Origin of the sequence: Streptomyces sp. NPDC007863, assembly GCF_040633895.1 — a bacterium.
Lineage (GTDB): Bacteria > Actinomycetota > Actinomycetes > Streptomycetales > Streptomycetaceae > Streptomyces.
Map to the genome: position 1 here is coordinate 159,069 of NZ_JBEYEI010000013.1, position 26,196 is coordinate 185,264.

Sequence of the window (26,196 nt, forward strand, 5' to 3'; positions counted from 1 at the left end):
GCAGGTCAGCTTACGCGGGAGGGCTCCGCGACCGGGGGCCGCCAGTCGGCGATGCCGTCGAAGCCGCGCAGGACGAATCCGGGGCCGAAGCGGGAGACGGTCCGCACGAGCGTGTCGCGCAGGGCGACGGCCGGGCGGACCGACACGAGGGTGAGGGCGCCGGTGCGGGCCGCCTTGCGGACCAGGGCGGTGGTGCGGGGCAGCCGGTCGGCGGTGTACGCGGCGAGCGCCGGGCCCGGGTCGAACGCGGCGGGGACGCGGGCGTGGTGGGCGAGGACGACGGCGTCCTCGACGGCCTGGTTCCCGCCCTGCCCGAGGCTGGGCATCATGGCGTGCGCCGCGTCGCCGAGGAGCACGGTACGGCCCTGGTGGAAGGCGGGCAGCGGGTCGGTGAGGTGGTGGACGTCGTGGCGCAGCACCCCCGCGGGGTCGGCGGCGGCGAGGATCTCGGGCACGGGGTGGTGCCAGTCGCCGAAGAGCCTGCGGAGTTCGGCGAGTTCGCCGTCGGGCGCGTGGGCTCCGGCGGGCGCGGCGGCCATGGCGTAGGAGTAGATCCGGCCGTCCTTGAGGGGCTGGGTGCCCCAGAGGCGGCCGCGGCCCCAGGTCTCGTGCGGGGCGAAGGGGCGGTCGGGGGCGGGGATGACGATCCGCCAGGTGGTGCAGCCGGAGTAGCGCGGTCCGGGGTGGCCGGGGAAGAGCGTCGTCCGGGCGGCGGAGCGGATGCCGTCGGCGGCGACGGCGAGTTCGGCCTCCAGGTCGCCGTCGGGGGTGGTGACCCGGGCGGGGGTCCGGGCGTCGCCGGGGTGGGCGAGGGCGGCGGGCGCGCCGGTGCGGACGGCCTCCGCCGGGAGGGCGGAGGCGAGGATCTCGACGAGGGTGGCGCGGTGGAGGAGGACGAGGGGGCCGCCGAAGCGCTCGGCGGCGGCGCGGGCGTCGGTGCGGGCGAGCCAGCGGCCGTCGGGGGAGCGCATGCCGCCGTCGCCCTGCCAGGCGGCGAGGTCGCGGACGCGGTCGCCGAGGCCGAGGGTGTCGAGGGCGCGCAGGGCGTTGGGGGCGAGGCCGATGCCGGCGCCGACGGGGGCGAGGTCGGCGGCGCGTTCCAGGACGGTGACGTCCCAGCCGCGCCGGTGGAGGCCGACGGCCGCGGTGAGGCCGCCGATGCCCGCTCCCAGGACGACGGCGCGGTGCTGTGTCATGACTGCTCCCTCGGTGCGACGGCCGCGTCCGCGGGCTGCGGAAGCCCGCCGACTACAGCTGTAGTAGCCGGACACCATGACCGTACTACAGCTGTAGTCGCGAGAGGAAGCGGGGAGGCGGAGGGGGCGCCCCCATGACCTAGGTTGGTCCCCATGACCGCGCACACCCCCGCCCCGGACCCCGCCCCGACCCGCGCCGAGCGGATCGGCGACGCGGCCCTCGACCTCCTGGTGGAGCGCGGGATGCGGGGGCTCACCCACCGCGCGGTGGACGAGCGGGCCGGACTGCCGCAGGGCTCCACCTCCAACCACGCGCGCACCCGCCAGGCCCTCCTGGAGACGGCCGTGCGCCGCCAGGCCGAGCGCGAGGCACGGGTCCTCGCCCCGGACGAGCTGCCGCCGCCGGGCGCGAGCCCCGAGCTCCTCGCGGACGCCCTCGCGCTCGCCCTGCACCGCTATCTGACCGACCACCGCTCGCTGCTCGTCTCCCGCTACGAGCTGGCCCTGGAGGCGACCCGCCGCCCCGAGCTGCGCGGCTTCTTCGACCGCACCGGCGCCGCCTTCCACGGCCCGGTGACCGCGATGATGCGCGGCGCCGGCTCGCCCTCCCCGGAGCGGCACGCCCTCTCGGTGATCGCCTGGTGCGAGGGGCTGATGTTCTCCTGCGCCGCCGGCTCCTTCCACGCCGCCGTGCCCAGCCGCGGGGAGCTGCGGACCGGCTTCGACGAGCTGCTGCGCGGCATGCTCACCGGTCCGTCGCGCTGAAAGCCCTGGCGCGCCGGCACGCACCTCCGCCACGATTCCTCACATGACCATCGATCACACGGCAGCACCCGAGCGCGTCGCACCCTCCACCACCGCGGACGAGCGCCAGGCCCTGGAGCAGTGGCTCGACTACCACCGCGCGACCCTGGCGACGAAGTGCGCCGGCCTCACCGACGAGCAGCTGCGCACCACCTCCGCCCCGCCCTCCGACCTCAGCCTCCTCGGCCTCGTCCGGCACATGGCCGAGGTCGAGCGCGGCTGGTTCCGCAAGGTCCTCGCCGGCGAGGAGGCCACCTGGCTGTACGCCACCGACGAGGACTACGACCGGGACATCCACGCCACCGAGGAGGACACCTACGCGGAGGCGTACGCCACCTGGCAGGCCGAGATCGCCCACGCCCGCGAGGTCGCGGCCAAGCGGTCCCTGGACGACCTCGGAGCCGGCGTCCACCGCAGCGGCGAGCTGTTCAACCTGCGCTGGATCTACCTCCACATGATCGAGGAGTACGCGCGGCACAACGGGCACGCCGACCTCATCCGCGAACGGATCGACGGCGCCACCGGCGACTGACCCCCTCGGTCAAGGAGGGTGACCGGCCGCTCACCCGTGCGGGGCATTCTCCGCCGGTAGGGGTTCGAAGATCGGCGCGGGACCAGCAGAGTGGCGCGGGTGCATGGAACCCGAACCCCCGCGCGGCTGCTGGCCGGTGCCGCCGTCGCCGTCGCCCTGACCGGGTGCGTCGCCGTCGACGGGCCGCCCCCGGCGCCCGCGCCGTCCCCCGCGCCCGCCACCGACCCCGTACGCCCCGCCCAGGACATGGAGCCGCAGATCGCCCTCCAGGGACCGGCCCGGGAGGCCCTTGAAGCGGCGCTCCCGGCGCCGGCCCGGAGCACGGCCGCCCCGCGTAGCGAGACCCGCCGGGCCACCGGCCACGCGGCCCCGTCCCGTACCGCGACCGCGTCCCCCGCCTCCCCCGCGGCCTCCGCCCCCTCCCCCGCCGCCGCCCTGCCGACCGCCGGGCACCTGGCGCGGGTGTCGCCGCCCGCCGCGCCCGAGGTCCGGGAGCTGGAGCGGCTGGCCGAGCGGCTGCGGAAGGCTCCGCCCGTCACCGGGAAGGACGTCTGCGAGCTCGGCGAGCGGTACGGCGCCCTGGACCCCGCCGGCGTCCACGGAGGGCTGTGCCGGGGCGCGGACGAGCGCTGAGGCGGCGCCCGGCGCCGCCTCAGCCTTCGCGGAGCCGCCGGTCGAGGCGGTCGATGGCGGCCCTGACGCCCCGGCCGTACCGGTCGTCGTCGAGGGCGTCCGAGGCGGCGCGGGCCCGCTCCAGATGGGCCCGCGCGGCGTCCGGCCTGCTCAGCTTGGCGTAGTCGGCGGCGAGGTCGAGGTGGAGCTTGGGGTAGAGGGCCCGCAGGGCGGCCGCCGAGTCGTGCGCGGCGAGCCGCCCGTCCTCCAGGCCCTCGGCGGCGCTGAGGGCGCGCAGGTCCCAGGCGAGCTCGGTGTCGGGGTCGTCCTGGGTGTCGGCCAGATAGTGGGCGAGGGTGCAGCGGTGGAGGGGGTCCCCGTCGGGGCCGAGCTGCTGCCACAGGGCGCCGAGGCGGTTGCGCGCCTCCTCCCGGTCTCCGCCGTGGAGGAGCATCCTGGCCTGGCCGATCCTGGTCAGGACCCCCTCGTCCGACGTCCGCTGCTGCTCGGTCACCGCGGCCTCCCGGCGCTCACCCTGCGTGGAGATCCGACGCTAACCGGCGACGGCCCCGATCGCGCCGAGGCTCAGCCGAGGTCGGGGATGCGCCAGTCGATCGGCTCGTGGCCCTGGGCGGCGACGGCCGCGTCGATCTGGGTGAACGGCTGGGAGCCGAAGAACTTCTTCGCCGACAGCGGCGAGGGGTGGGCGCCCTTCACCACGATGTGCCGCTCCTCGTCGATGAGCGGCAGCTTCTTCTGGGCGTAGTTGCCCCACAGGACGAAGACGGCCGGGTCCGGGCGGGAGGCGACGGCCGTGATGACGGCGTCGGTGAACTTCTCCCAGCCCTTGTTCTTGTGCGAGTTCGCCTCGCCGGCGCGGACGGTCAGGACCGCGTTGAGCAGCAGGACGCCCTGCTCGGCCCACGGCATGAGATAGCCGTTGTCCGGGATCGGGTGGCCGAGCTCGGCGTGCATCTCCTTGTAGACGTTCCGCAGCGACGGCGGGGTCTTCACGCCGGGGCGGACGGAGAAGCACAGGCCGTGGCCCTGGCCCTCGCCGTGGTACGGGTCCTGACCGAGGATCAGGACCTTCACCCGGTCGTACGGGGTGGCGGACAGCGCCGCGAAGACCTCGTCCTTCGGCGGGTAGACCGGCCCGGCGGCCCGCTCCTGCTCGACGAACTCGGCGAGCTGGGCGAAGTACGGCTTGTCCAGCTCCTCGCCGAGGACGCCCCGCCAGGACTCGGGCAGCATGTTGATGTCGGTCACGGTCCACAACCTCCGGTGGTTCGGCAGTTCCGGATACGGAACCTACCGGGGCCCACTGACAACGGGCCCCGGCGGCCCTCCGTACCGCCGGCTACCAGCTGGCCCGGCGGTGCAGCTCCCACAGCTGCATGACGGTCTGCGGGTCGAGCGCGCGCTCGCCGCCGCCGATGTCCTCGCGGGCGGCGATGTACAGCTTGCCCTGCCACAGCGGCAGCAGCCGGACGTCGTCGACCATGATCGCCTGGGCCTCCTCGAACTCGTCGGTGACGGCCCCCCGGTCGCTCTCGCGGCGGGACTTGGGCAGCAGCTCGTCGGTGATGCGCGGGCTCAGGTAGGGGGTGCCGAGCACGTTCTTCTTGCCCAGGAAGGGCGCGATGAAGTTGTCCGGGTCCGGGAAGTCGGGGAACCAGCCGCGGCCGAAGACGGCGTACTCGCCCTGCTGGTAGGCGGCCTGGTACTCGGTCCACGGCTTGCCCTGGATGGTGACCTTGAAGAGGCCGGACTCCTCCAGCTGGCGCTTCAGCTCGGCGAACTCGGCGGCCGTGGAGGAGCCGTACCGGTCGGTCGTGTACCAGAAGCTCAGCTCGACCTTCTCGGTGATCCCGGCCTTCTGCAGGATCTTCGCGGCCTTCTTCTTGTCCGGGTGGCCGTAGGTGTCGAAGTACTTGGTGGTGTGGGCGGCGATGCCCTTGGGCACCATCGAGTACAGCGGCTCGGCGGTGCCGCGGTAGACCTTGCTGACCAGCTGGTCGCGGTCGACGAGCTGGGCGATGGCCCGGCGGACGGCCGGGTTCGCCACCGACTCGTCCTCGGTGTTGAAGACCAGGTAGCGGATGTCGGCGCCGGTGGACTCGACGAGCTGGAGACCCTTGTTCTCCTCGCTGTCCGACTCCAGGGAGGTGACCTCCTCCGCGGTCAGGCCGCGGTAGGTGGCGTCGATCTCCTCGTCGCGCAGGGCCTTGACCATCGCCTCCGACTCGTCGAAGTACTTGATGGTCACGCCGCCGTTCTTGCGGTCGGCGAAGCCCTTGTAGTTCGGGTTGCGGGTCAGCTCGGCCTGCTTGCCCACCTCGTACGCGTCGAGGACGTACGGGCCGGAGCCGGCGATCTTGCCGTCCTTCTCACGGAGCTTGTCGGCCGGGTACTCGGCCGGGTCCACGATCGACATCGCGGGGGTGGCGAGGACGAAGGGGAAGGTCGCGTCGGCCTTGTTCAGCTTGAAGACGACGGTGCGGTCGCCGACCGTCTCGACGGAGCCGAGCGAGCCGAGCATGCCGTTGGGGCCGCCCTCGGCGTCGATGGTGCGGATGCGCTCGATGGAGTGGCGCACGGCCTCGGCGTCGAGCTTGTGGCCGTTGGAGAACTTGAGACCCTCGAGGAGCGTGCACTCGAAGACCCGGCTGGACGCGTCGGTGAATTTGCATTCGGCCGCGTCGGGCTTCGGCACATTGGATCCCGTGGGGAAGCTCACCAGGGTCTGGTAGACATTCCGGAAAAGCTCCCAGGAATTGTCCCAGGAAGCCGCGGGATCGAGCGTCGTGGGGGAACTCGTCGTCCCGATGGTGATCCTCTGCTCCCCGGCGGACTCGGCATCCGAGAAAACACCGCATCCGGATACCAGGGATATGGACGCAAGGGCTGCAGCGGCCTGCAGACTCGTCCGGTTGAACACGTGCACGCTCCTCGTTCAGCCTGGGGTCGGCCGACGATACCGCAGTACCCCGCCAGGTCAATGGGCGAGCCCGGCGGGGCACTTGAGACGATCGAGACGCAACCGGGGCCAATCCGGACAGGAAATTCCGGAAAGTGTCCGGTAATCGGTCACCCGACTCCGGCGTTCAGGAAAATGCCGCCGTCGACGACCAGGGTCTGGCCGGTGATCCACCCCGACTGGTCCGAGGTCAGGAAGGCCGCGGCACCCCCGATGTCCTCGGGCACGCCGAGCCGGCCCATGGGGTACGCGGCGGCCGCCTCGGCCTCCCGGCCCTCGTACAGCGCCTGGGCGAATTTCGTCTTCACCACGGCCGGGGCGATGGCGTTCACCCGGACCACCGGCGCGAATTCGTGCGCCAGCTGCTGGGTCAGGTTGATCAGCGCGGCCTTGCTGACGCCATAGGCGCCGATGAAGGGCGAGGCGGAGATTCCGGCGACGGAGGCGATGTTCACGATCGTGCCGCCGTTCTCCTTCTGCCACGCGTGCCAGGTCCGCTGCGCGAATCCGAGCGCCGAGACCACATTCGTCTCGAAGACCTTCCGGGCCACGTCCAGATCCAGATCGGCGATCGGGCCGAAGACCGGATTCGTGCCGGCGTTGTTCACCAGGTGGTCGATCCGCCCGAAGGCGTCCATCGCGGCCTCGACGGCGGCGGCCTGGTGGGCGGTGTCGTGGGCCTTGCCCGCGACACCGACGGCACGGTCGGCACCCAGGCGCTCGACGGCCTCCTTGAGGGCCTCCTCGCCGCGTCCGGTGATGACGACCCGGTCGCCCCGGGCGACGAGCGCCTCGGCGATGCCGAAGCCGATGCCCCGGCTGGCGCCGGTGACGAGCGCGACCCTGCCGGAGAGCTCCGGCGGCTGCTGTGCGGTCATCCCGCTCTCCTTCTCTCTTGTCGCCGGAGTCAGTTGAGCGGGCCGCCGGCCACGTACATGACCTGGCCGGAGACGAAGCCGGCGTCGTCGCCCGCGAAGAAGGCGATGGCGTTGGCGACGTCCTCGGGGCGGCCGACGCGCTGGACCGGAATCATCGAGGCGGCGGCCGCCTGGAAGTCCTCGAAGCCCATGCCGACGCGCTCGGCGGTCTGGGCGGTCATCTCGGTGACGATGAAACCGGGGGCGACCGCGTTGGCGGTGATGCCGAACTTGCCGAGCTCCTTGGCGAGGGTCTTGGTGAAGCCCTGGAGGCCGGCCTTGACGGCCGCGTAGTTGGCCTGGCCGCGGTTGCCGAGCGCCGAGGAGGAGGAGAGCGAGACGATCCGGCCGAAGCCCGCGTCCACCATGTGCTTCTGGCAGGCCTTCGCCATCAGGAACGCGCCCTTGAGGTGCACGTTCATGACCAGGTCCCAGTCGGCCTCGGACATCTTGAAGAGCAGGTTGTCGCGGAGCACGCCGGCGTTGTTGACGAGGATCGTGGGCGCGCCGAGCTCGGCGGCGACGCGGGCGACCGCGGCCTCCACCTGGGCGCCGTCGGAGACGTCGCAGCCGACCGCGAGGGCGCGGCCGCCGGCGGCGGTGATCTTCTCGACGGTGTCCTTGCAGGCCGCCTCGTCCAGGTCGAGGACGGCGACGGCGCGGCCCTCGGCCGCGAGGCGGATCGCGGTGGCGGCGCCGATGCCCCGTGCGGCACCGGTGACGACGGCTACGCGCTGCTCGGTGGTGGACATGCTTGCTTCTCCTCGCCCTCAGGGGGTTCCCGGGCTCCCCCGGGACATGAGCGACCGCTTAGTACGACCGCTGCACGAGACGCTAGAAGCCCTGGCACCCGGTGTCAACGGCCCACCGGGTGCACCCCGTCACTCCGCCGTCACCCGGCGGACGGGCGCCGTCCCCTAACGGACGAGGACGTCGAGCAGGCGTTCCACCTCGGCCTCGGGGTCCCCGGTGAGGCCGGTGTGCACCGGGCCCGGCTGCACCACCGTGGAGCGCGGCGCGATCAGCCACCGGAAGCGCCGCCCCGCGTCGTCCCCGGAGGCCTGCCCCGCCGCCTCGCCGCCGAGGCAGACGCCCTCGACGGCCCGCAGGGCGGCGCGGACGCCGGTGACGTCCGCCGCCGGGTCGAGCGCGGCCAGCTTCGCCTCGTCCAGGTGGGTGCGGGCGGCGACGAAGGACCGCGCGCGGCAGTAGACGACCACGCCCGCGTTGAAGCACTCGCCGCGCTCGACGCGCGGCACCACGCGCAGCAGCGCGTACTCGAAGACATCGCGGTCGGTCACGGGGTGGCGTCCTTCTGGGCGGGGCGGGGGGCGAGGCGCTCGGCGAGCCAGCCGGGCGGCTGCTGCGGACGGCGGTCGGTGCGCGGGCCGAGGGTGATCCGCTCGTGGATGGTGGCGGCGCGCGGCAGCAGCGCCTCGACGTACGCGGCGCGCAGGGCGTCGGTGGAGTCGAAGCCGGGCTCGTCGACCAGCCACTCGTCGGGCACCTCGGCGGCGACCTCGTCGAGCAGCTCCCGGGTGACGAGCGGCGCGAGCTCGGCGGCGGCCGCGGCGACGTCCGGACCGAAGGGGGCGAGGGCGTGGTCGGACGCGTCGTACGGCTTGGCGGCCGAGGCGGCGGCGCCCGGCCAGTTGTGGTGCCAGATCATGGTGGCGCCGTGGTCGATGAGCCAGAGCTCACCGTGCCAGACGAGCATGTTCGGATTGCGCCAGGACCGGTCGACGTTGTTGATCACCGCGTCGAACCAGACGACCTTCCCGGCCTCCGCCGGGTCGACCTCGTACGCCAGCGGGTCGAAGCCCAGCGAACCGGGGAGGAAGTCCATCCCCAGGTTGAGCCCGCCGCTCGCCTTGAGCAGCTCCTGCACCTCCTGGTCGGGCTCGGAGAGCCCGATGACCGGATCGAGCTGGATGGTGACCAGCTCGGGCACCCGCAGCCCGAGCCGCCGGGCGAGCTGCCCGCAGACCACCTCCGCGACGAGCGTCTTGCGCCCCTGTCCCGCGCCGGTGAATTTCATGACGTACGTGCCGAGGTCGTCGGCCTCGACGATCCCGGGGAGCGAGCCGCCCTCACGCAGGGGCGTGACATAGCGGGTCGCTGTCACCTCTGTAAGCATTTCCTCAGGCTATACGCCTCAGTCCCCTGGCAATCAACGGAAGGACTCTGCGGTCTACGACCGGGCGGCCCATACCCTGGGGAGAATCCGGGGAGTTTGGGCGACAAAGTGCCCAGGTCGGCGACCTCGACGATCCCTGGCAGCGAGCCAGCCTCACACATGGGCGCTACATGGCAGGTCACTACGAAGTCTTCCAGTGCTTTCCCAGGCCGCTCATCTATTCAACCTTGCAATCCATAGGTGACTTCTTCAGGGCGTAGAGGTCGGAATCGCCGACCAACGACGCTGGGGAGAATCTGGGGAGTTTCGGCCGGCAAGCCAGTCTCCCCGCTCCCCAAGCAGACCGTCGATGGTGCCGTGCCCATTACCGCCAGCCTCCGGCATGAAGGGAGCGCAGTAACCGAGGATGATCGCTGGCGAGGGTGTCCGAGCCGGCGGGCCAGGGTGACAACGGACCCCCACTGCCAGGGAGACGTGCTCGCCCGCACCGAGGCGCTGCGCTCGGTCTACGCCGACGCCTTCTGCGCACCGCCCTGGAACCGCCGATCGTTGGATCACCTGTCAGGTTCCCCAGCCCGGAAGCGCGTGAGCCCCCATGAACAGTCGGACCCCCCGCCCCACAGCCCGCATCCTCGGCGGCAACCACGAGCTCGTCGTCGACAGTCTGTCGCTGGACGAGGACTCGTTCACCGTCCGTTACACGGTCAGGCCGCCCCTCCCCGAGGGGCAGGAAGGCGGGTCGCCCGTCCTGCTGGCGCTGGAGGCACGTGACGACGTCGCCAACGAGTACACCGACTGGGGCGGGGCGTACGGCCTGAGCGACGACGGCGGTCACACGGACGGCTCGATCAGCGGGCAGCCGGCCGTCGCCCAGTCCGCGCGTGTCCTCACGGTCCGCCTCACGTTCCTGCGGGAAGGGCGGGAATTCCCCTGCGACCTGCCGCTTCAAGTGCCGGGCACCCGACCGGACTCCGACTGACACGACCAGGCCCTCCACCGGCCTCATGTCGTCTTCTCCGGGGAGACAGCCGGACGTGACGGCGAGGGTCCGTCCGGCGTACGCAGGCCGAGGACCATGGTCAGCCCGCCCCCTGGGGTGTCCTCCGCCATCACCGTGCCGCCCATCGCCTCCAGGAAGCCGCGCGCCACGGCGAGGCCGAGGCCGACCCCCTCACCGCGCGGGGCGTCGCCGTACCGCTGGAAGGCGCCGAAGATGCGGTCCTTGGCCTCGTCGGGGACGCCGGGACCGCGGTCGACGACGCGGAGTTCGACGCGGTCGGCGAGGGCGCTCGCCGCGACGAGGACCGGTTCTCCGGGCGGGCTGTACTTGACGGCGTTCTCGACGATGTTGGCGACGGCCCGTTCCAGCAGGCCGCGGTCGACGGCGACCATCGGGAGCGTCTCGGGGATGTCCAGTTCGACGCTGTCCTCGGGAACGCCGAGCAGGGCCATCGGGACGACCTCGTCGAGGTCGGTCTCCCTGATCACGGCCGTGACGGTGCCGGTCTCCAGGCGGGACACGTCGAGGAGATTGCCGACGAGGTGGTCCAGCCGGTCGGCGCCGTCCTCGATGGTCGCGAGGAGTTCTGCCCGGTCCTCGTCCGACCACTCCACGTCGTCCGCACGCAGGGAGGAGACCGACGCCTTGATGCCGGCGAGCGGAGTACGCAGATCGTGGCTGACCGCGGCGAGCAGCGAGGTGCGGATCTTGTTGCCCTCGGCGAGCTTGCGGGCTTCCTCGGCCTGGTCCACGAGGCGTTGGCGGTCGAGGACGACGGCGGCCTGGGCGGCGAAGGCGCCGAGGACGCGCCGGTCCTCGGCCGGCAGGACGCGGCCGGTCAGGGCGAGGGTCAGGTGGTCGCCGACGGGCATGTCCACGTCGGCGTCTTCGGGGCGACCGATGGTGGGGTGGCCGACGGCGGTGACGCACGACCACGGTTCGGTGTCCTCGCCGCGTTCCAGGAGCGCCACCGATTCCATGGAGAAGGTCTCGCGGAGCCGTTCGAGCAGGGCATCAAGACTGGTCTCGCCGCGCAGGACGCTGCCGGCGAGGAAGGAGAGCGTCTCCGCCTCCGCACGTAGCCGGGCCGCCTGATGGGTGCGGCGGGCGGCGACGTCCACGACCGAGGCGACCGAGATCGCGACTCCGACGAAGATCACCAAGGCGACGATGTTGCGCGGGTCGGCGATCGTGAGCTGGTGGAGCGGCGGGGTGAAGTACCAGTTGAGCAGGAGCGATCCGACGGCCGCGGACGCCAGGGCGGGTCTGAGGCCGCCGAGGAGGGCCGCGGCCACGGTCAGGGTCAGGAAGAGCAGGACGTCGTTGGCCAGGCCGACGTCGGGCAGGGCGCTGCTCAGGAGCAGGGTGAGCAGGACGGGTCCGGCGAGGCCGACGGCCCAGCCCCACAGGGTGCGGGACCGGCCGAGCCTCGTCCGGCCGGCGGTGGGCAGGCCGCGGCCCTTGGCGGCTTCGTCGTGGGTGACGATGTGGACGTCGAGATCGGGGCCGGAGTCGCGGGCGACGGTGGCGCTGACGCCGGGCCCGAAGGCGTACTGCCACGTCCGGCGGCGGCTGACGCCGAGGACGATCTGGGTGGCGTTGACGCCTCGGGCGAATTCGAGCAGGCCGGTGGGGACGTCGTCGCCGACGACGTGGTGGAAGGTGCCGCCCAGGTCCTCGACGAGTGTCCGCTGGAGCGCCAGCTCCTTGGGCGAAGCGGCGGTGAGCCCGTCGCTGCGGGAGATGTAGACGGCGAGGACCTCCCCGCCCGCCCCCTTCTCGGCGAGGCGGACGGCGCGCCGGATGAGGGTGCGTCCCTCGGGGCCGCCGGTGAGGCCGACGACGATCCGCTCGCGGGAACCCCAGATCTTCGAGACCCGGTGCTCGGTCCTGTACTCCTGCAGGTATTCGTCGACCCGGTCGGCGGTCCACAGGAGGGCGAGTTCGCGCAGGGCGGTGAGGTTGCCGGGGCGGAAGTAGTTGGAGAGCGCCGCGTCGACCTTGTCGGGCTTGTAGACGTTGCCGTGTGCCATGCGGCGGCGCAGCGCCTGCGGCGACATGTCGACCAGCTCGATCTGGTCGGCCCGGCGGACGACCTCGTCGGGGACCGTCTCCTTCTGACGTACGCCGGTGATCGCCTCGACGACGTCCCCGAGGGACTCCAGGTGCTGGATGTTGACCGTGGATATGACGTCGATGCCCGCCGCGAGGAGCTCCTCGACGTCCTGCCAGCGCTTGGCATTGCGGGAGCCGGGAACGTTGGTGTGCGCGAGCTCGTCGACGAGCGCGACGGCCGGACGGCGGGCGAGGACCGCGTCGACGTCCATCTCGGTGAAGACGGTGTCCCGGTACGCGATCTCCTTGCGCGGCATCGCCTCCAGGCCGTGCAGCATCACCTCCGTACGCGGCCGGTGGTGGTGTTCGACGAAGGCGACGACGCAGTCGGTGCCGCGTTCGACCCGGCGGTGGGCCTCCGAGAGCATGGCGTACGTCTTGCCGACGCCGGGTGCCGCGCCGAGGTAGATGCGGAACTTTCCACGTCCCATGGTGATGTGCGCTGCCGTTCTCGTGCGATGGTGTCCGGAGGGGGTCAGGGTTCGAAGCGGTAGCCCATGCCGGGCTCGGTGACGAGGTGACGGGGGTGCGCCGGGTCCGGTTCCAGCTTGCGCCGGAGCTGGGCCATGTACACCCGGAGGTAGTTGGTCTTGGTGCCGGAGCTGGGTCCCCAGACCTCGGTGAGCAGGCGCCGCTGGCTGATGAGGACGCCCGGGTTGCAGACGAGGATCTCCAGGAGGTGCCACTCGGTCGGCGTCAGCCGTACGTCACGGTCCTGCCGCCGGACCTTCTTGGCCACGAGGTCGACGGTGAACGACTCGGCCGTGACCAGACTCGTCGTGAGCGGTCGGCTGGACGCCTCTTCGGTGCGCCGGGTCGCCGCCCGCACGCGGGCGAGCAGCTCGTCCATGCTGAACGGTTTCGTCATGTAGTCGTCGGCGCCGCAGTCGAGCGCGCGGACCTTGTCCTCGGAACCGCTGCGCGCGGAGAGCACGAGCACCGGGGCCCTGCTCCATCCCCGGAGCGCCTTGATGACGTCGACTCCGTCCATGTCGGGCAGACCGAGGTCGAGCAGGATCATGTCCGGCCGCTCCGAGGCCACCAGGCGCAGCGCCGTGGCGCCGTCGGGTGCGGCGTCCACGGAGTACTTCCGCGCCTGCAGGTTGATCACCAGTGCGCGTGCGAGCTGCGCGTCGTCCTCGACGACCAGCACCCGGGTCATCGGTGCTGCCCCTCCTGTCGTGGTTCGGTGTGCGGCGGAAGCCGGCGGGCCGTGGATCGTCCATGGCCGCGCCGGCTCCGCTGTCGTTCGGTTAAGCCCATCAGCTCTTGGCCACCAGGTCCTTGAGAGCGATGTTGAGCTTCAGGACGTTGACGCGGGGTTCGCCGATGAAGCCGAGGATCCGGTCGTCGGTGTGCTCGGCGACCAGCTTCTCGATCGTCGCGACGTCGAGCTTGTTGCGTTCGGCGACGCGGTGGATCTGGAGCCTGGCGTACTCCGGGGAGATGTGCGGGTCGAGGCCGGAGCCGGAGGAGGTGACGGCCTCGGCGGGGACGTCCGACGGCTTCACCTGGTAGTCGGCCGTGGAGTTGTCCTTGACGACGGCGGCCTTGGCGTCCTTGACCCAATTGATCAGGTCCTCGTTGTCACCGGAGCGGTTGGTGGCGCCGGAGAGGATGATCGAGTACTGGGTGTTGACGCTGTTGGTGCCGAGGCCGTTGGAGGGGCGGGGCTGGAACCAGCGCAGGTCGGGGGCCGGGGTCTCCTCGCCGTCCTTCAGGGGGAGGGTGTAGGTCTGGCCGATGAGTTCGGAGCCGACGACCTTCCCGCTCGCGTCCTCGATCTCGGAGCCGTTCGCCCTGCCGGGCATGGTGAGCTGGGCGATGCCGGTGACGGCGAGCGGGTAGAGGACGCCGCAGACGAGGGTGAGGACGAGGAGGGCGCGCAGGCCCGCCCACAGGACACGGCCGGTGTTCGCCGCTGAGTTGTTCATCGTGGTCAGCCGATTCCGGGGATGAGGGAGATGAGGACGTCGATGATCTTGATACCGATGAACGGGGCGATCAGGCCGCCGAGTCCGTAGATCCCGAGGTTGCGCCGCAGCATCGAGTCGGCGCTCGCCGGGCGGTAGCGCACACCCTTCAGCGCCAGCGGGACGAGGGCGATGATGATCAGGGCGTTGAAGATGACCGCGGACAGGATCGCGGACTCCGGCGAGGCCAGGCCCATGATGTTGAGCTTGTCCAGCGACGGATAGGCGACCGCGAACATGGCCGGGATGATCGCGAAGTACTTCGCGACGTCGTTGGCGATGGAGAAGGTGGTCAGGGCGCCCCGGGTGATGAGGAGCTGCTTGCCGATCTCGACGATCTCGATGAGCTTGGTCGGGTTGGAGTCGAGGTCGACCATGTTGCCGGCCTCCTTCGCGGCCGACGTGCCGGTGTTCATCGCCACGCCGACGTCCGCCTGCGCGAGCGCCGGGGCGTCGTTGGTACCGTCGCCGGTCATCGCGACGAGCTTGCCGCCCGCCTGCTCGCGCTTGATGAGGGCCATCTTGTCCTCGGGGGTGGCCTCGGCGAGGAAGTCGTCGACCCCGGCCTCCTCGGCGATGGCCTTGGCGGTCAGCGGGTTGTCGCCCGTGATCATGATCGTCTTGATGCCCATGCGGCGCAGTTCGTCGAACCGCTCCCGCATGCCCTCCTTGACGACGTCCTTCAGGTGGATGACGCCGAGAACCCGCGCACCCTTGTCGTCGCACACCGCGACGAGCAGCGGGGTGCCGCCGGCCTGGGAGATCCGGTCCGTGAGCGCCTGCGCGTCCTCGGCAACGCTGCCGCCCTGCTCCTTCACCCACGCGACGACCGAACCGGTCGCTCCCTTGCGGACCTTGCGTCCGTCCACGTCGACGCCGGACATGCGGGTCTGGGCGGTGAACTCGATCCAGACCGCTTCGGACAGTTCGCCCTGGTGGCGTTCGCGCAGGCCGTACTTCTCCTTGGCGAGGACGACGATCGAGCGGCCTTCGGGCGTCTCGTCGGCGAGCGAGGAGAGCTGGGCGGCGTCGGCTACCTCGGCCTCGGTGGTTCCGCGTACGGGGACGAACTCCGACGCCTGGCGGTTGCCGAGGGTGATGGTGCCGGTCTTGTCGAGCAGCAGCGTCGACACGTCGCCGGCGGCCTCCACCGCGCGCCCCGACATGGCCAGGACGTTGCGCTGGACGAGCCGGTCCATGCCCGCGATGCCGATCGCGGAGAGCAGCGCACCGATGGTGGTCGGGATCAGGCAGACCAGCAGCGCCGTGAGGACGATGAGGGAGGTCTGGTCGTCGGCGCCCGCGTAGATCGCGAACGGCTTCAGTGTCACGACCGCGAGCAGGAAGACGATGGTGAGGGACGCCAGCAGGATGTTGAGGGCGATCTCGTTCGGGGTCTTCTGCCGGGCCGCGCCCTCGACCAGGTTGATCATCCGGTCGATGAAGGTCTCGCCGGGCTTCGTCGTGATCTTGATGACGATCCGGTCGGAGAGCACTTTCGTGCCGCCGGTGACCGCGCACCGGTCGCCGCCGGACTCGCGGATCACGGGGGCGGACTCGCCGGTGATCGCGGACTCGTCGACGCTCGCGACGCCCTCGACGACGTCGCCGTCGCCGGGGATGACGTCCCCGGCTTCGCAGACCACGAGGTCGCCGACGCGCAGCTCGGTGCCGGCGACCTCTTCCTCACCCTTGCCGTCCCAGGTGAGACGGCGGGCGACGGTGTCGGTCTTGGCCTTGCGCAGCGTGTCGGCCTGCGCCTTGCCGCGGCCCTCGGCCACCGCCTCCGCGAGGTTGGCGAAGATCGTGGTCAGCCACAGCCAGACGGTGATGGCCCAGCCGAACCAGTCGCCCGGGTTCTTGATCGCCAGCGCGGTCGTGACCACCGAGCCGACCACCACGACGAACATCACCGGCGACTTGATCATCACGCGCGGGTCGAGCTTCTTGATCGCGTCCGGGAAAGAGGCGATCAACTGCTTCGGATCGAAGAGGCCGCCGCCGACCCGGCCGGCCGACGGGTGCCCGCCGGACAGGTCGCCGTGTGGTGCTTTCGTCGAGGGGACGGAGGTGGACATGTCGTCCTCGTGCTTCTTTACGTCGATGGTCATGCCGCGAGCCCTTCGGCGAGCGGTCCCAGCGCGAGGGCCGGGAAGTAGGTGAGACCGGTGATGATCATGATCGTGCCGACCAGCAGGCCGGTGAACAGCGGCTTCTCGGTCCGCAGCGTGCCCGCGGTCTCGGGGACGGGCGTCTGCTCGGCGAGCGAGCCGGCCAGCGCGAGGACGAACACCATGGGCAGGAACCGGCCGAGCAGCATCGCGATGCCGATCGTCGAGTTGAACCACTGGGTGTCCGCGTTCAGGCCGGCGAAGGCCGAGCCGTTGTTGTTGGCGCCCGAGGTGTAGGCGTACAGGATCTCGGAGAAGCCGTGCGCGCCGGAGTTCGTCATCGAGTTGGCCGGGGTGTCCAGGACGAAGGAGGCGGCGGTGAAGCCGAGGACAAGCGCCGGGGTGACCAGGATGTAGCAGGCCGCGAACTTGATCTCGCGGGTGCCGATCTTCTTGCCCAGGTACTCCGGGGTGCGGCCGACCATGAGGCCGGCGATGAACACGGCGATGATCGCCATGATCAGCATGCCGTAGAGGCCGGAGCCGACACCGCCGGGCGCGATCTCGCCGAGTTGCATGCCCAGCAGGTTGATGCCGCCGCCGAAGCCGGTGTTCGACGAGTGGAAGGAGTTCACGGCGCCGGTCGAGGTCAGCGTAGTGGCGACCGAGAAGAGCGCGGAGGCGCCGATGCCGAACCGGGTCTCCTTGCCCTCCATGGCGCCGCCGGCCAGCTCGAACGCCGGGCCGTTGCCCGCGAACTCGGTCCACATCATCAGCGCGGTGAAGCCGATCCAGATCGCGGCCATCGTGCCGAGGATCGCGTAGCCCTGCCTCAGCGACCCGACCATGCGGCCGAAGGTCCGCGTCAGCGCGAAGGGGATGACGAGGATCAGGTAGATCTCGAAGAGGTTGGACAGCCCGCTGGGGTTCTCGAAGGGATGGGCGGAGTTGGCGTTGAAGTAGCCGCCGCCGTTGGTGCCCAGCTCCTTGATGACCTCCTGCGAGGCCACCGCCCCGCCGTTCCACTGCTGCGTCCCGCCCATGAACTGGCCGACCTCGTGGATGCCGGAGAAGTTCTGGATCGCGCCGCAGGCCACCAGGACGAGCGCGCCGATCACGGAGATCGGGAGGAGGATGCGGACGACCCCGCGGACCAGGTCGGCCCAGAAGTTGCCCAGCTCGCCGGTGCGGGAGCGGGCGAAGCCGCGCACCAGGGCGACCGCGACGGCCATGCCGACCGCCGCCGACACGAAGTTCTGCACCGCGAGGCCGCCGGTCTGCACGACGTGGCCCATGGCCTGCTCGCCGTAGTACGACTGCCAGTTGGTGTTGGCGACGAAGGATGCGGCGGTGTTGAACGCCTGGTCCGGGTCGATCGACACGAAGCCGAGCGAGCCGGGCAGCGACCCCTGCACCCGCTGCAGCAGATAGAGGAAGAGGACGCTCACCGCGGAGAAGGCGAGGACGCCGCGCAGGTACGCGGGCCAGCGCATCTCGACCGCCGGGTTCGCGCCGATCGCCTTGTAGATCCACTTCTCGGGCTTCAGGTGCTTCTCCGAGGAGTACACCTTCGCCATGTGGTCACCCAGCGGCCGGTACGACAGACCGAGCGCGACGACCAGTGCCAGGAGCTGGAGGATTCCAGCCAGGACGGGACTCATATCCGTACTCAGAACCTCTCCGGCTTGACCAGCGCGAGGACGAGGTATCCCAGCAGGGCGGCGGCGACGAGCAGACCGATCACGTTCTCGGCACTCACAGCTTCGCCACCCCCTTGGCGATGAACGCCACCAGCGCGAAGACCGCGACCGTGGTGACGACGAAGGCCACGTCGGCCATCGTGAACTCCCGGAAGAAGGAAGAGCGGATTATCTGACGAGATGAGGAAACAGCCTCTTCGGCCGCTCTCCGTCGTCGTTGACGCCGCTCTAACGTCCTTGACGCCGCTCTTGACGCGTCCCCTACGCGACCGGCTCCTGTGCCCGGCTGGAGGGCATCGTTCGCACGGCCCAGGCAGCTGTCAGGGCTCCGTGGGGACGGGGACACCCTGCGTCCGGGAGTGCGCGCAGGGCAGCGTGACGACCATGGTCAGTCCTCCTCCGGGGGTGTCCTCCGGGGTGAGCGTGCCGCCCATCGCCTCGGTGAACCCTCGGGCCAGGGCCAGGCCGAGGCCGACACCGGTGGTGTTGTCGGTGTCACCGAGGCGCTGGAAGGGCTCGAACACGCGCTCACGGTCCGCCGGCGGCAGACCGGGGCCCCGGTCGACCACGCGCAGCTCGACGCGGCCGGCGAGCGTACTGGCTCCGAGGAGGACGGGGTGTCCGGGCGGGGAGTGGCGTACGGCGTTGGCCACGAGGTTGGCGACGACCCGTTCGAGGAGCGGAGGGTCGGCGAGGACGAGCGGTGCCTCCTCCAGTCCCTGGAGGGACACCCGGCGTCCCGCGTCTTCCGGGAGGCCGTCCAGGGCCGCCGGGACGACCTCTTCCCAGGCCGTGGGGCGGAGGTCCAGGGTGAGGGCTCCCGCCTGGAGGCGGCTCATGTCGAGGAGGTTGTCGACGAGCCCGCTGAGCCGGGCCATGGACTCGTCCGCCGTGGCCAGCAGCTCCGCCTGTTCCTCCGGTGTGAAGTCCACGTCGGGGCTCCGCAGGGAGGCCACGGCTGCCCAGCCCGCGGCGAGCGGGGTCCGCAGATCGTGGCTGACGGCGGCGAGGAGGGCGGTGCGCATCCGGTCCGCGGCCTTCGCGGTCTCGGCCTCGGCCGCTGACTCGGCGAGCCGGGCCCGTTCGACGGCGGCCATGAGGTGGGCGGCGAACGCGGTGAGGACGCGGCGGTCGGCGGCCAGCAGGGTGCGGCCACGCAGGACGAGGTGGCTGCCGTCGCCCATCGTGACCTGGCTCGCGGTGGGGTCGTCCACGGGGTGGTCGGTCAGTTCGGCGGCGTGGGCGGCGAAGGTCTCCCGGGTGCGGGCGAGCAGGTCGGGGACGGTGTGTTCGCCCCTGACGACGGAGCCGGCGAGCGCCGAGAGGGTCTCGGCCTCGGCCGTGGCGCTCGCGGCTCTGCGCGACAGCCGCAGCGACCGGTCCACGACCGCCGCGACGGCACCCGCGACCACGACGAACACGCCGAGGGCGAGGACGCTGTCGGTGTCTTCGAAGGAGAACGCCCCTATGGGCGGCACGAACCAGTAGTTGAGCAGCAGGGAGGCCGTCACGGCCGCGACGAGCGCGGATCCGACGCCGCCGATGCAGGCCACACCGACCACGGCCAGCAGGAAGAGCAGGGCCTCGCTGGTCAGGCCGATGCTGCCCCTGACCCGGTCGAGCAGCAGGGTGAGGAGGACGGGGAGGACGACACCTGCGAGGGGTCCGGCAATGCGCCGGGACAGCGGGAGGGTGCGTCGGCGCGTGGGGAGCAGGCGTCCCCGGCCCGCCCGCTCATGGGTGACCATGTGCACGTCGATCCCGCCGGAGAGCGAGACGGTGGTCTCGCCGATGCCGCGCCCGGTGAGGAAGCGTTCGAAGCGGCCGCGTCTGCTCGTGCCGAGGATCAGCTGGGTGGCGTTCCCGGCCCGGGCGAAGTCCAGCAGCGCGGTCGGCACGTCCTCGCCGACGACCGTGTGGTAGCTGCCGCCGAGGCTCTCGACCAGACGCCGCTGCCGTGCGAGTGCCGTGGACGAGGCGCCCGCCGCGAGCCCGTCGCCCCGCGCGACGTGTACGGCCGACAGTTCGCCGCGGGCCGACCGGGCGGCGATCCGGCCGGCGCGTCGTACGAGGGTGTCGCCCTCCGGGCCGCCCGTCAGTCCGACGACCACGCGCTCCCGGGCTTCCCAGATCCCGCCGATGCCGTGCTCGGTGCGGTATCTCCGAAGGGCGTCGTCGACCTGGTCGGCGACCCAGAGCAGGGCGAGTTCCCGCAGGGCCGTGAGGTTGCCGGGGCGGAACCAGCTGGCCAGGGCCGCGTCCACCATCTCCGGGGGGTGGATGTTCCCGTGCGCCATCCGCCGGCGCAGGTCCTCAGGATCCACGTCGACGAGGACGATCTGGTCGGCACCGCGGACGAAGCCGTCCGGGACGCCGTCGCCGGGCGGTACCTCGGTGATCGTCTCGACGACGTCGCTCAGGGACTCCAGGTGCTGGACGTCGATGGTCGTCAGGACGTCGACGCCGGCCGAGAGGAGTTCCTCGACGTCCTGCCAGCGGCGGGCGTTGCGGTGACCGGGCGGGTTGGTGTGGGCCAGGTCGTCGACGAGGAGCAGTCCGGGGCGGCGGCGCAGTGCGGCGTCCAGGTCGAAGCCGCCGTGACCGTCCGCGGGACGGCCGAAGGCCGCGTCGTCCCGGTGTCCCAGGAGCTCCAGGCCGTCGAGGAGTGCCTCGGTGTGCGGTCGGCCGCGGCAGTCGGCGGCGCCGACGACCACGTCCGTCCCCCGCGCCGCCCTGCGGTGGCCCTCGTCGAGCATCCGGTACGTCTTGCCGACGCCGGGCGCGGCGCCGACGAGCACCTTGAGCCGTCCCCGGCGTCCGGCGGACGGGCCCGGCTGCGGGCGCCCGGTGAGCGACTGCGTCGCCGGACGCCCGGCACGGTTCAGAACTTCTCCGGGCGGATCAGCGCGGCCACCAGGTAACCGACGAGACTCAGGGCGACGACGAGACCGACGACGTTCTCGACACTCACGAAAGACCAACTCCCCATGGGGTACGGCCGATGCCGGCACACGAAGGGCGCCGGAACGCGGTCGCCCACTGCCATCGAAGCCCGCACCGGGCGGCAGCCCGCCCACCTTGACGTCGTCCTGTCGACCGCGCCCCGGAAGCTGACGGGGCCTTGACGGTTCCCGTACGGGCGGTTCACACGGCCGGGCGCGCACGTCCGCCGATCCCGGTCCGGATGTCTGTGCACAGGAGGGGGTGGCTGTCGTACAGGAGGGCTCGTCCGGCCCGCGGCCACCCCCTGGTGCCGCGGGCCGGAACGTCCCTCTCGTCGGACGGTCCCGCTCGCTCGTACCGAGGTGTCGGTCCGGGCCGTCGGTCACGGACCATGCGCGCCGCCTCGGCGGCACGCCCCTCCCACCCCATGCGTTCGAACGGTCGTCCGATCCCCCGTGAGGAGATCATCCTGTGCCACGACCGGGCGGAGATCCGGCCTTCTTGACGCCGTTCTGACATCAGGTCACCTCGCTTTGACGGGACCTTGACGAGCACGTCCAACGGCTCGTAAGAGGCTCGTCAAAGGCTGCGCCGACTTGGCTTCACCCGGGCGTCGAGCGTCTAGATTCATCCTCGGTCGCTCACCGGCCCAGGGACGTCAGTGGCCTGATCGTCCCGGCCGCGGGGGCACGGACCGCCCTCCCATCCGGCGTCCGTGCCCCCGCGTCGCGACCGCGCTGTCCGTCCACAGCCGCACCCCGGGTGCCGGGTCCACACGGCCCGGCACCCGTAGGCGCGGGCCGGACAGTCCACTCCTCCGGGACTTCTTCCCGGGAGGGGCCCAGCCGTTTCTCCTCGGCCTCCGCCGCACGGACGGCCGGGATCTTCCCGAAGGTCTTCCGCGATGCATTCCGCCGCGCCCCAACCGGCGCACCCTCCCGCCGGCCCGCCCACTTCCACCGGCCCGCAGGTCCCTGCCGGTTCACCGTACTCCGACGGACCGCCCTTCCCCGGCCCCCCGCCGGCCCCGCCCCGCAACCCCGCCCCCCGCTTCCGTCCCGGGCGCCGGCGGGCGGGCCACGGCGGGCTCCTCGACCCCGTGCAGCTCGTGAAGTCCTTCCCCGAGGCGCTGCGCAAACTGCACCCGCGCACCCTCGTCCGCAAGCCCGTGCTCTTCGTGGTGGCCGTCGGCTCGGCGCTGACCACGCTCTCGGCGCTGTTCGACCCGACCGTGTTCACCTGGACGGTCAGCGTCTGGCTCTGGCTGACCGTGGTCTTCGCGAACCTCGCGGAGGCCGTCGCCGAAGGCCGGGGCCGCGCGCAGGCCGAGTCGCTGCGCAGGGCCCGGACGGACACGGTCGCGCTGCGCCTCAACCACTGGCGGTACGGCACCGATGTCGACCGCGCCGCGACGGAGGCGGTGGCCGCGACCGACCTCAAGCAGTTCGACTTCGTCCTCGTCGAGGCGGGCGAGCTGATCCCGGCGGACGGCGACGTCGTCGCCGGGATCGCCTCGGTCGACGAGTCAGCCGTCACCGGCGAGTCCGCGCCCGTGATCCGCGAGGCCGGCGGCGACCGCTCCGGGGTCACGGGCGGGACGACGGTGCTCTCGGACCGGGTCGTCGTACGGGTCACGTCCCGGCCCGGGCACTCCTTCATGGACCGGATGATCGCCCTGATCGAGGGCGCGGAACGGCAGAAGACCCCGAACGAGATCGCCCTCAACATCCTTCTCTCCGCCCTGACCGTCGTCTTCATCCTCGTGGTGGTCGCACTGAAGCCGATGGCGGGATACGCAAACGCCGCCCCGTCCACCACCGTCCTCGTCGCCCTCCTCGTCACGCTCATCCCCACCACGATCGGGGCCCTGCTCTCCGCGATCGGCATCGCCGGCATGGACCGGCTCGTGCAGCGCAACGTCCTCGCCATGTCGGGCCGGGCCGTCGAGGCGGCAGGTGACGTGAACACCCTGCTCCTCGACAAGACCGGCACGATCACCCTCGGCAACCGTGAGGCCGCCGCCTTCATCCCGCTCCCAGGTGTGGAGGCCGCCCTCCTGGCCGACGCGGCCCAGCTCTCCTCGCTCGCCGACGAGACCCCCGAGGGGCGGTCCGTGGCCGAGCTCGCCCGGCGGCAGTACGGTCTGGAGGCTCCCGCCGAGGGCGAACTGGCGAACCCCCGGTTCGTGGAGTTCAGCGCGCAGACCCGGATGAGCGGCGTCGACCTGCGCTGGGACGGCGGCGCCTGCCACATCCGCAAGGGGGCCGCGGCCCAGGTCGTCGCCTGGGTGGAGATGTACGGGGGCGCGGTGCCGCCCGAGGCCCGAGACTGGTCCGACGCGATCGCGGACGCCGGCGGCACGCCCCTCCTCGTGGCCCTTCACGACGGCGACGGCCCGCGGGTGCTCGGGATCGTCCACCTCAAGGACGTCGTGAAGGAGGGCATCCGGGAACGGTTCGCGGAGCTGCGCCGCATGGGCATCCGTACCGTCATGGTCACCGGGGACAACCCGCTCACGGCCCGGGCCATCGCCCACGAGGCCGGCGTCGACGACTTCCTCGCCGAGGCCACCCCCGAGGACAAACTCGCCCTGATCCGAAAGGAGCAGGAGGGCGGAAAACTGGTCGCGATGACCGGTGACGGCACCAACGACGCCCCGGCGCTGGCGCAGGCGGATGTCGGCGTGGCAATGAACACGGGCACGTCGGCCGCGAAGGAGGCCGGCAACATGGTCGACCTCGACTCCAACCCGACCAAGCTCATCGAGATCGTCGAGATCGGCAAGCAACTCCTCATCACCCGTGGAGCGTTGACCACCTTCTCGATCACGAACGACGTCGCGAAGTACTTCGCGATCATCCCCGCGATGTTCGCGGGCGCGTACCCGGGGCTCGAAGCACTGAACATCATGGGGCTGAGCAGCCCCACCTCGGCGATCACCTCCGCGATCATCTTCAACGCCCTGATCATCGTGGTTTTGATCCCGCTCGCCCTGCGCGGCGTCCGCTACACCCCGGCGTCCGCGCACGAGCTGCTGCGCCGCAACCTGCTCGTGTACGGGCTCGGGGGCCTGGCCCTGCCCTTCGTCGGCATCAAGGCCATCGACCTGCTCGTCTCGACCGTCCCCGGACTCGGGTGAAAGACCATCAGGACTGCGTCAGAAAAAGCCGGTTGAGCTTGCGGCCGAATCGCCCTGAGGCTTCGATGGAGAGCATGGACAGCGCGTGGCTCCTGCTCGACCGGCCGCCTCATCGGGCGCCCCGTCGTGAGCCCCGCTGCCCGGAGACCGCAGTACGCCGCTGATCCTCTCCGGCCCTGCCACGGGGCGTCGTGACCTCTCGCGTCCGGCGCCCCTTCTCCGTACCCGAACACCTTCGAAACCCGTGAGGGACTGACCAGTCATGTCCGTTTCCGACCTTTCCTCCCGCACCGTCCTGGTGACAGGCGCCACCTCCGGCATCGGCCACCAGACAGCCCGGATCCTCGCCGAGCGCGGCGCCACCGTCCTCGTCCACGGCCGCACCGCCGAGGAGGCTCACGCCGCCACCGACCGGCTCATCACCCTGGCCGACATCGACGAGGCCCGCCTGCACCCGCTCGGCGCGGACTTCACCCGCCTGGAGGAGGTCGAGCGCCTCGCGCACCGCGTCCTGGCCGAGCACCCGCGCCTCGACGTGCTCGTCAACAACGCCGGCATGGCCGCGCCCGAACGCCACACCGTCACCGCCGACGGCAACGAGATCGCCTTCCAGGTCAACTTCCTCGCCCACTACCTCCTCACCCACCTCCTCGAACCCGCCCTCACCAGCGACCCCGGCGGCCGGGTCGTCAACGTCTCCTCCGTGCTCCACCGCACCGGCTCCATCCAGTGGAACGACCCCAACCGCGTCCGCCGCTACTCCCGCCTCGCCGCCTACGCCCAGTCCCAGCTGGCCCTCACCGTCTTCGCCGCCGATCCCCGGGTGACCGCCGTCTCCGTCCACCCCGGCATCTGCGCCACCAGCCTCCTCCCCCTCTACGCGCACGAGGGTGTCGCCCCGGCCGAGGGCGCCGCCCATGTCGTGCGCCTCTGCGACCCGGCCACCGAGATCGTCAACGGCGCCTACTACGACCGCGACCAGCGCGTCACCCCGGCACCGATCGCCCTGGAGGAACGCAGCGTCAAGCGCCTCACCAAGCTCGCCGACCTCCTCGTCGGCCAGAACGCCTGAAGGGGGCACCGGACATGTCGAAGCGCGCCCGCAAGAAGAAGGCCCGCCGCAGGAAGAAGGCGAACCACGGCCGCAAGGCCGGCCAGAGCTGACCCTCTCCCGCCGTTCCCACCACGGGGCGGCCCGCACCACGACGGCGGGCCGCCCCGCTCCCCGTACTCCCGGAGGTTCCCGTGATCCCCCACCCCGCCCACCAGCCGCCCTCCGCCGCGCGGGCCTTCCCCACCGGCGCGCCCGGCACGGCGACCCTGGCCGAGCACGTCCTCGCCACCGGCCACGGCACCTGGTGGACCGACCGGGTCGTCCACCCCCGCGTCATCGCCGTCACCAGCGGCCGCCATGCCCTGCTGGCCGGCGACCCCACCGCCCTCGCCCCCTCCGATCTCGCCCCGCTGGCCGGCCACTGCGTCGAAGCGTCCCCCCGCTTCCTGCCCGTGCTCGCCGCCGCCTTCGACCTCCTGCACCCGTGGGACCGCATGCTCTACGTACAACAGGCGGAGGCGGCCGCGACGCGGGTCCCCCACGGGACGACGGTCCGGCGCCTGCGCGCGGAGGACGGCCCGGCACTCGCCGCAGCCGGTCTCTCCCTCGGCCGGCCCTTCGCCACCTGGGGCGGTCCCGACGGCCTCGCCCGTTCCGGGCACGGCTGGGCCGCCTTCCGCAAGGAACGGGTTCTGGCCGTGGCCTGCTCCCGCTTCACGGGCAGCCGGTACGAGGACGTGGCCTGCGCCACCGACCCCGCCGAGCGACGGCAGCACCTCGCCCTCGCCTGCGTCGCCGGCCTGACCGCCGACATCGCGGCCCGCGGCCGGACCGCCACCTGGAGCTGCTCCCGCGAGAACCGGGCGAGCCGTCTGCTCGCCTGGACCGCCGGGTTCCGACTCCACCGCGAGTACGTCCACCACACCACCGGCCCGCACACCGCCGTCAGCGGCACGTCAAATCTGCGGGCCGCCGCGTAAACA

Annotated in this window: 22 protein-coding genes and 1 pseudogene; 7 read left to right on the forward strand and 16 right to left on the reverse strand. The window is 71.7% G+C overall.

Annotated elements, in window-relative coordinates; translation table 11 throughout:
* Positions 1-5: 5 nt before the first annotated feature.
* The gene (locus tag ABZ621_RS21600) at positions 6-1,196 is read right to left on the reverse strand and encodes an FAD-dependent monooxygenase (protein ID WP_360606866.1); all 1,191 of its coding nucleotides are present in this window, start codon (positions 1,194-1,196) and stop codon (positions 6-8) included.
* A gap of 153 nt (positions 1,197-1,349) precedes the next feature.
* On the opposite strand from ABZ621_RS21600, the gene ABZ621_RS21605 reads away from it, so the two are divergent.
* The 3 genes from ABZ621_RS21605 to ABZ621_RS21615 all read left to right on the forward strand — a co-directional run bounded on the left by ABZ621_RS21605 (position 1,350) and on the right by ABZ621_RS21615 (position 3,165).
* Positions 1,350-1,961: a TetR/AcrR family transcriptional regulator gene (locus ABZ621_RS21605; protein ID WP_360606868.1), complete on the forward strand. Its 612-nt coding sequence runs from the start codon at positions 1,350-1,352 to the stop codon at positions 1,959-1,961.
* Between the two features lie 43 nt (positions 1,962-2,004).
* On the forward strand, positions 2,005-2,532 hold the full coding sequence (locus ABZ621_RS21610) for a DinB family protein (RefSeq protein ID WP_360606870.1): 528 nt from the start codon (positions 2,005-2,007) through the stop codon (positions 2,530-2,532).
* 99 nt (positions 2,533-2,631) lie between these two features.
* Entirely contained in the window at positions 2,632-3,165 is a 534-nt protein-coding gene (locus ABZ621_RS21615) for a hypothetical protein (protein ID WP_360606872.1), read from the forward strand.
* A gap of 19 nt (positions 3,166-3,184) precedes the next feature.
* Here the strand turns inward: ABZ621_RS21615 and ABZ621_RS21620 are convergent, their stop codons facing one another.
* The 7 genes from ABZ621_RS21620 to ABZ621_RS21650 all read right to left on the reverse strand — a co-directional run bounded on the left by ABZ621_RS21620 (position 3,185) and on the right by ABZ621_RS21650 (position 9,178).
* Positions 3,185-3,658 (reverse strand): hypothetical protein, encoded by a 474-nt coding sequence (locus ABZ621_RS21620; protein ID WP_360606874.1) that lies wholly within the window; start codon positions 3,656-3,658, stop codon positions 3,185-3,187.
* A gap of 71 nt (positions 3,659-3,729) precedes the next feature.
* Entirely contained in the window at positions 3,730-4,413 is a 684-nt protein-coding gene (gene ung, locus ABZ621_RS21625; RefSeq protein ID WP_360606876.1) for a uracil-DNA glycosylase, read from the reverse strand.
* Between the two features lie 91 nt (positions 4,414-4,504).
* Positions 4,505-6,085 carry an ABC transporter substrate-binding protein gene (locus tag ABZ621_RS21630; RefSeq protein WP_360606878.1) on the reverse strand — a complete coding sequence of 527 codons (1,581 nt, stop codon included), beginning with the start codon at positions 6,083-6,085 and terminating at the stop codon, positions 4,505-4,507.
* Positions 6,086-6,234: 149 nt separating this feature from the next.
* Positions 6,235-7,002, reverse strand: coding sequence for an SDR family oxidoreductase (locus tag ABZ621_RS21635; protein ID WP_360606880.1), 768 nt, complete (start codon positions 7,000-7,002; stop codon positions 6,235-6,237).
* Between the two features lie 29 nt (positions 7,003-7,031).
* Positions 7,032-7,793, reverse strand: coding sequence for a 3-oxoacyl-ACP reductase FabG (gene fabG / locus ABZ621_RS21640; RefSeq protein ID WP_189947116.1), 762 nt, complete (start codon positions 7,791-7,793; stop codon positions 7,032-7,034).
* A 165-nt stretch (positions 7,794-7,958) separates the two neighbouring features.
* Positions 7,959-8,342 (reverse strand): DUF3037 domain-containing protein, encoded by a 384-nt coding sequence (locus tag ABZ621_RS21645; RefSeq protein WP_360606882.1) that lies wholly within the window; start codon positions 8,340-8,342, stop codon positions 7,959-7,961.
* On the reverse strand, positions 8,339-9,178 hold the full coding sequence (locus tag ABZ621_RS21650) for a HipA family kinase (RefSeq protein WP_360606884.1): 840 nt from the start codon (positions 9,176-9,178) through the stop codon (positions 8,339-8,341). The genes ABZ621_RS21645 and ABZ621_RS21650 overlap by 4 nt, the downstream gene beginning before the upstream one ends.
* Positions 9,179-9,773: 595 nt before the next feature.
* Here ABZ621_RS21650 and ABZ621_RS21655 point away from each other — a divergent pair.
* Positions 9,774-10,157 carry a hypothetical protein gene (locus tag ABZ621_RS21655; protein WP_360606886.1) on the forward strand — a complete coding sequence of 128 codons (384 nt, stop codon included), beginning with the start codon at positions 9,774-9,776 and terminating at the stop codon, positions 10,155-10,157.
* A gap of 23 nt (positions 10,158-10,180) precedes the next feature.
* Here the strand turns inward: ABZ621_RS21655 and ABZ621_RS21660 are convergent, their stop codons facing one another.
* The 8 genes and pseudogenes from ABZ621_RS21660 to kdpF (ABZ621_RS21695) form a co-directional block, all read right to left on the reverse strand.
* The gene (locus ABZ621_RS21660) at positions 10,181-12,724 is read right to left on the reverse strand and encodes a sensor histidine kinase KdpD (RefSeq protein ID WP_360606888.1); all 2,544 of its coding nucleotides are present in this window, start codon (positions 12,722-12,724) and stop codon (positions 10,181-10,183) included.
* 44 nt (positions 12,725-12,768) lie between these two features.
* On the reverse strand, positions 12,769-13,455 hold the full coding sequence (locus tag ABZ621_RS21665) for a response regulator (RefSeq protein WP_360606890.1): 687 nt from the start codon (positions 13,453-13,455) through the stop codon (positions 12,769-12,771).
* Positions 13,456-13,555: 100 nt separating this feature from the next.
* The gene (locus ABZ621_RS21670; RefSeq protein WP_360606892.1) at positions 13,556-14,227 is read right to left on the reverse strand and encodes a potassium-transporting ATPase subunit C; all 672 of its coding nucleotides are present in this window, start codon (positions 14,225-14,227) and stop codon (positions 13,556-13,558) included.
* Positions 14,228-14,232: 5 nt separating this feature from the next.
* The gene (gene kdpB / locus ABZ621_RS21675; protein ID WP_360607008.1) at positions 14,233-16,344 is read right to left on the reverse strand and encodes a potassium-transporting ATPase subunit KdpB; all 2,112 of its coding nucleotides are present in this window, start codon (positions 16,342-16,344) and stop codon (positions 14,233-14,235) included.
* A 29-nt stretch (positions 16,345-16,373) separates the two neighbouring features.
* The gene (gene kdpA, locus ABZ621_RS21680) at positions 16,374-18,038 is read right to left on the reverse strand and encodes a potassium-transporting ATPase subunit KdpA (protein ID WP_360606894.1); all 1,665 of its coding nucleotides are present in this window, start codon (positions 18,036-18,038) and stop codon (positions 16,374-16,376) included.
* Between the two features lie 8 nt (positions 18,039-18,046).
* Positions 18,047-18,136, reverse strand: a complete 90-nt coding sequence (kdpF, locus tag ABZ621_RS21685) for a K(+)-transporting ATPase subunit F (RefSeq protein ID WP_200427395.1) — start codon at positions 18,134-18,136, stop codon at positions 18,047-18,049.
* A 261-nt stretch (positions 18,137-18,397) separates the two neighbouring features.
* Positions 18,398-20,893 (reverse strand): annotated as a pseudogene (locus ABZ621_RS21690) (ATP-binding protein); the annotation flags it as partial.
* A gap of 65 nt (positions 20,894-20,958) precedes the next feature.
* Positions 20,959-21,048 (reverse strand): K(+)-transporting ATPase subunit F, encoded by a 90-nt coding sequence (gene kdpF / locus ABZ621_RS21695; RefSeq protein ID WP_037878462.1) that lies wholly within the window; start codon positions 21,046-21,048, stop codon positions 20,959-20,961.
* A 1,071-nt stretch (positions 21,049-22,119) separates the two neighbouring features.
* Here kdpF (ABZ621_RS21695) and kdpB (ABZ621_RS21700) point away from each other — a divergent pair.
* The 3 genes from kdpB (ABZ621_RS21700) to ABZ621_RS21710 all read left to right on the forward strand — a co-directional run bounded on the left by kdpB (ABZ621_RS21700) (position 22,120) and on the right by ABZ621_RS21710 (position 26,193).
* On the forward strand, positions 22,120-24,159 hold the full coding sequence (kdpB, locus tag ABZ621_RS21700; RefSeq protein WP_360606896.1) for a potassium-transporting ATPase subunit KdpB: 2,040 nt from the start codon (positions 22,120-22,122) through the stop codon (positions 24,157-24,159).
* Between the two features lie 262 nt (positions 24,160-24,421).
* Entirely contained in the window at positions 24,422-25,231 is an 810-nt protein-coding gene (locus tag ABZ621_RS21705; protein WP_360606898.1) for an SDR family NAD(P)-dependent oxidoreductase, read from the forward strand.
* Positions 25,232-25,404: 173 nt separating this feature from the next.
* The gene (locus ABZ621_RS21710; protein ID WP_360606900.1) at positions 25,405-26,193 is read left to right on the forward strand and encodes a GNAT family N-acetyltransferase; all 789 of its coding nucleotides are present in this window, start codon (positions 25,405-25,407) and stop codon (positions 26,191-26,193) included.
* Positions 26,194-26,196: the final 3 nt, after the last annotated feature.

Bases quoted from the DNA above. Each gene is read 5' to 3' on its own strand.
- ABZ621_RS21600 (WP_360606866.1), bottom strand. From the start codon at position 1,196: ATGACACAGCACCGCGCCGTCGTCCTGGGAGCGGGCATCGGCGGCCTC.
- ABZ621_RS21605 (WP_360606868.1), top strand. From the start codon at position 1,350: ATGACCGCGCACACCCCCGCCCCGGACCCCGCCCCGACCCGCGCCGAG.
- ABZ621_RS21610 (WP_360606870.1), top strand. From the start codon at position 2,005: ATGACCATCGATCACACGGCAGCACCCGAGCGCGTCGCACCCTCCACC.
- ABZ621_RS21635 (WP_360606880.1), bottom strand. From the start codon at position 7,002: ATGACCGCACAGCAGCCGCCGGAGCTCTCCGGCAGGGTCGCGCTCGTC.
- fabG (WP_189947116.1), bottom strand. From the start codon at position 7,793: ATGTCCACCACCGAGCAGCGCGTAGCCGTCGTCACCGGTGCCGCACGG.
- ABZ621_RS21650 (WP_360606884.1), bottom strand. From the start codon at position 9,178: ATGCTTACAGAGGTGACAGCGACCCGCTATGTCACGCCCCTGCGTGAG.
- ABZ621_RS21655 (WP_360606886.1), top strand. From the start codon at position 9,774: ATGAACAGTCGGACCCCCCGCCCCACAGCCCGCATCCTCGGCGGCAAC.
- ABZ621_RS21660 (WP_360606888.1), bottom strand. From the start codon at position 12,724: ATGGGACGTGGAAAGTTCCGCATCTACCTCGGCGCGGCACCCGGCGTC.
- ABZ621_RS21665 (WP_360606890.1), bottom strand. From the start codon at position 13,455: ATGACCCGGGTGCTGGTCGTCGAGGACGACGCGCAGCTCGCACGCGCA.
- ABZ621_RS21670 (WP_360606892.1), bottom strand. From the start codon at position 14,227: ATGAACAACTCAGCGGCGAACACCGGCCGTGTCCTGTGGGCGGGCCTG.
- kdpB (WP_360607008.1), bottom strand. From the start codon at position 16,344: ATGTCCACCTCCGTCCCCTCGACGAAAGCACCACACGGCGACCTGTCC.
- kdpA (WP_360606894.1), bottom strand. From the start codon at position 18,038: ATGAGTCCCGTCCTGGCTGGAATCCTCCAGCTCCTGGCACTGGTCGTC.
- ABZ621_RS21705 (WP_360606898.1), top strand. From the start codon at position 24,422: ATGTCCGTTTCCGACCTTTCCTCCCGCACCGTCCTGGTGACAGGCGCC.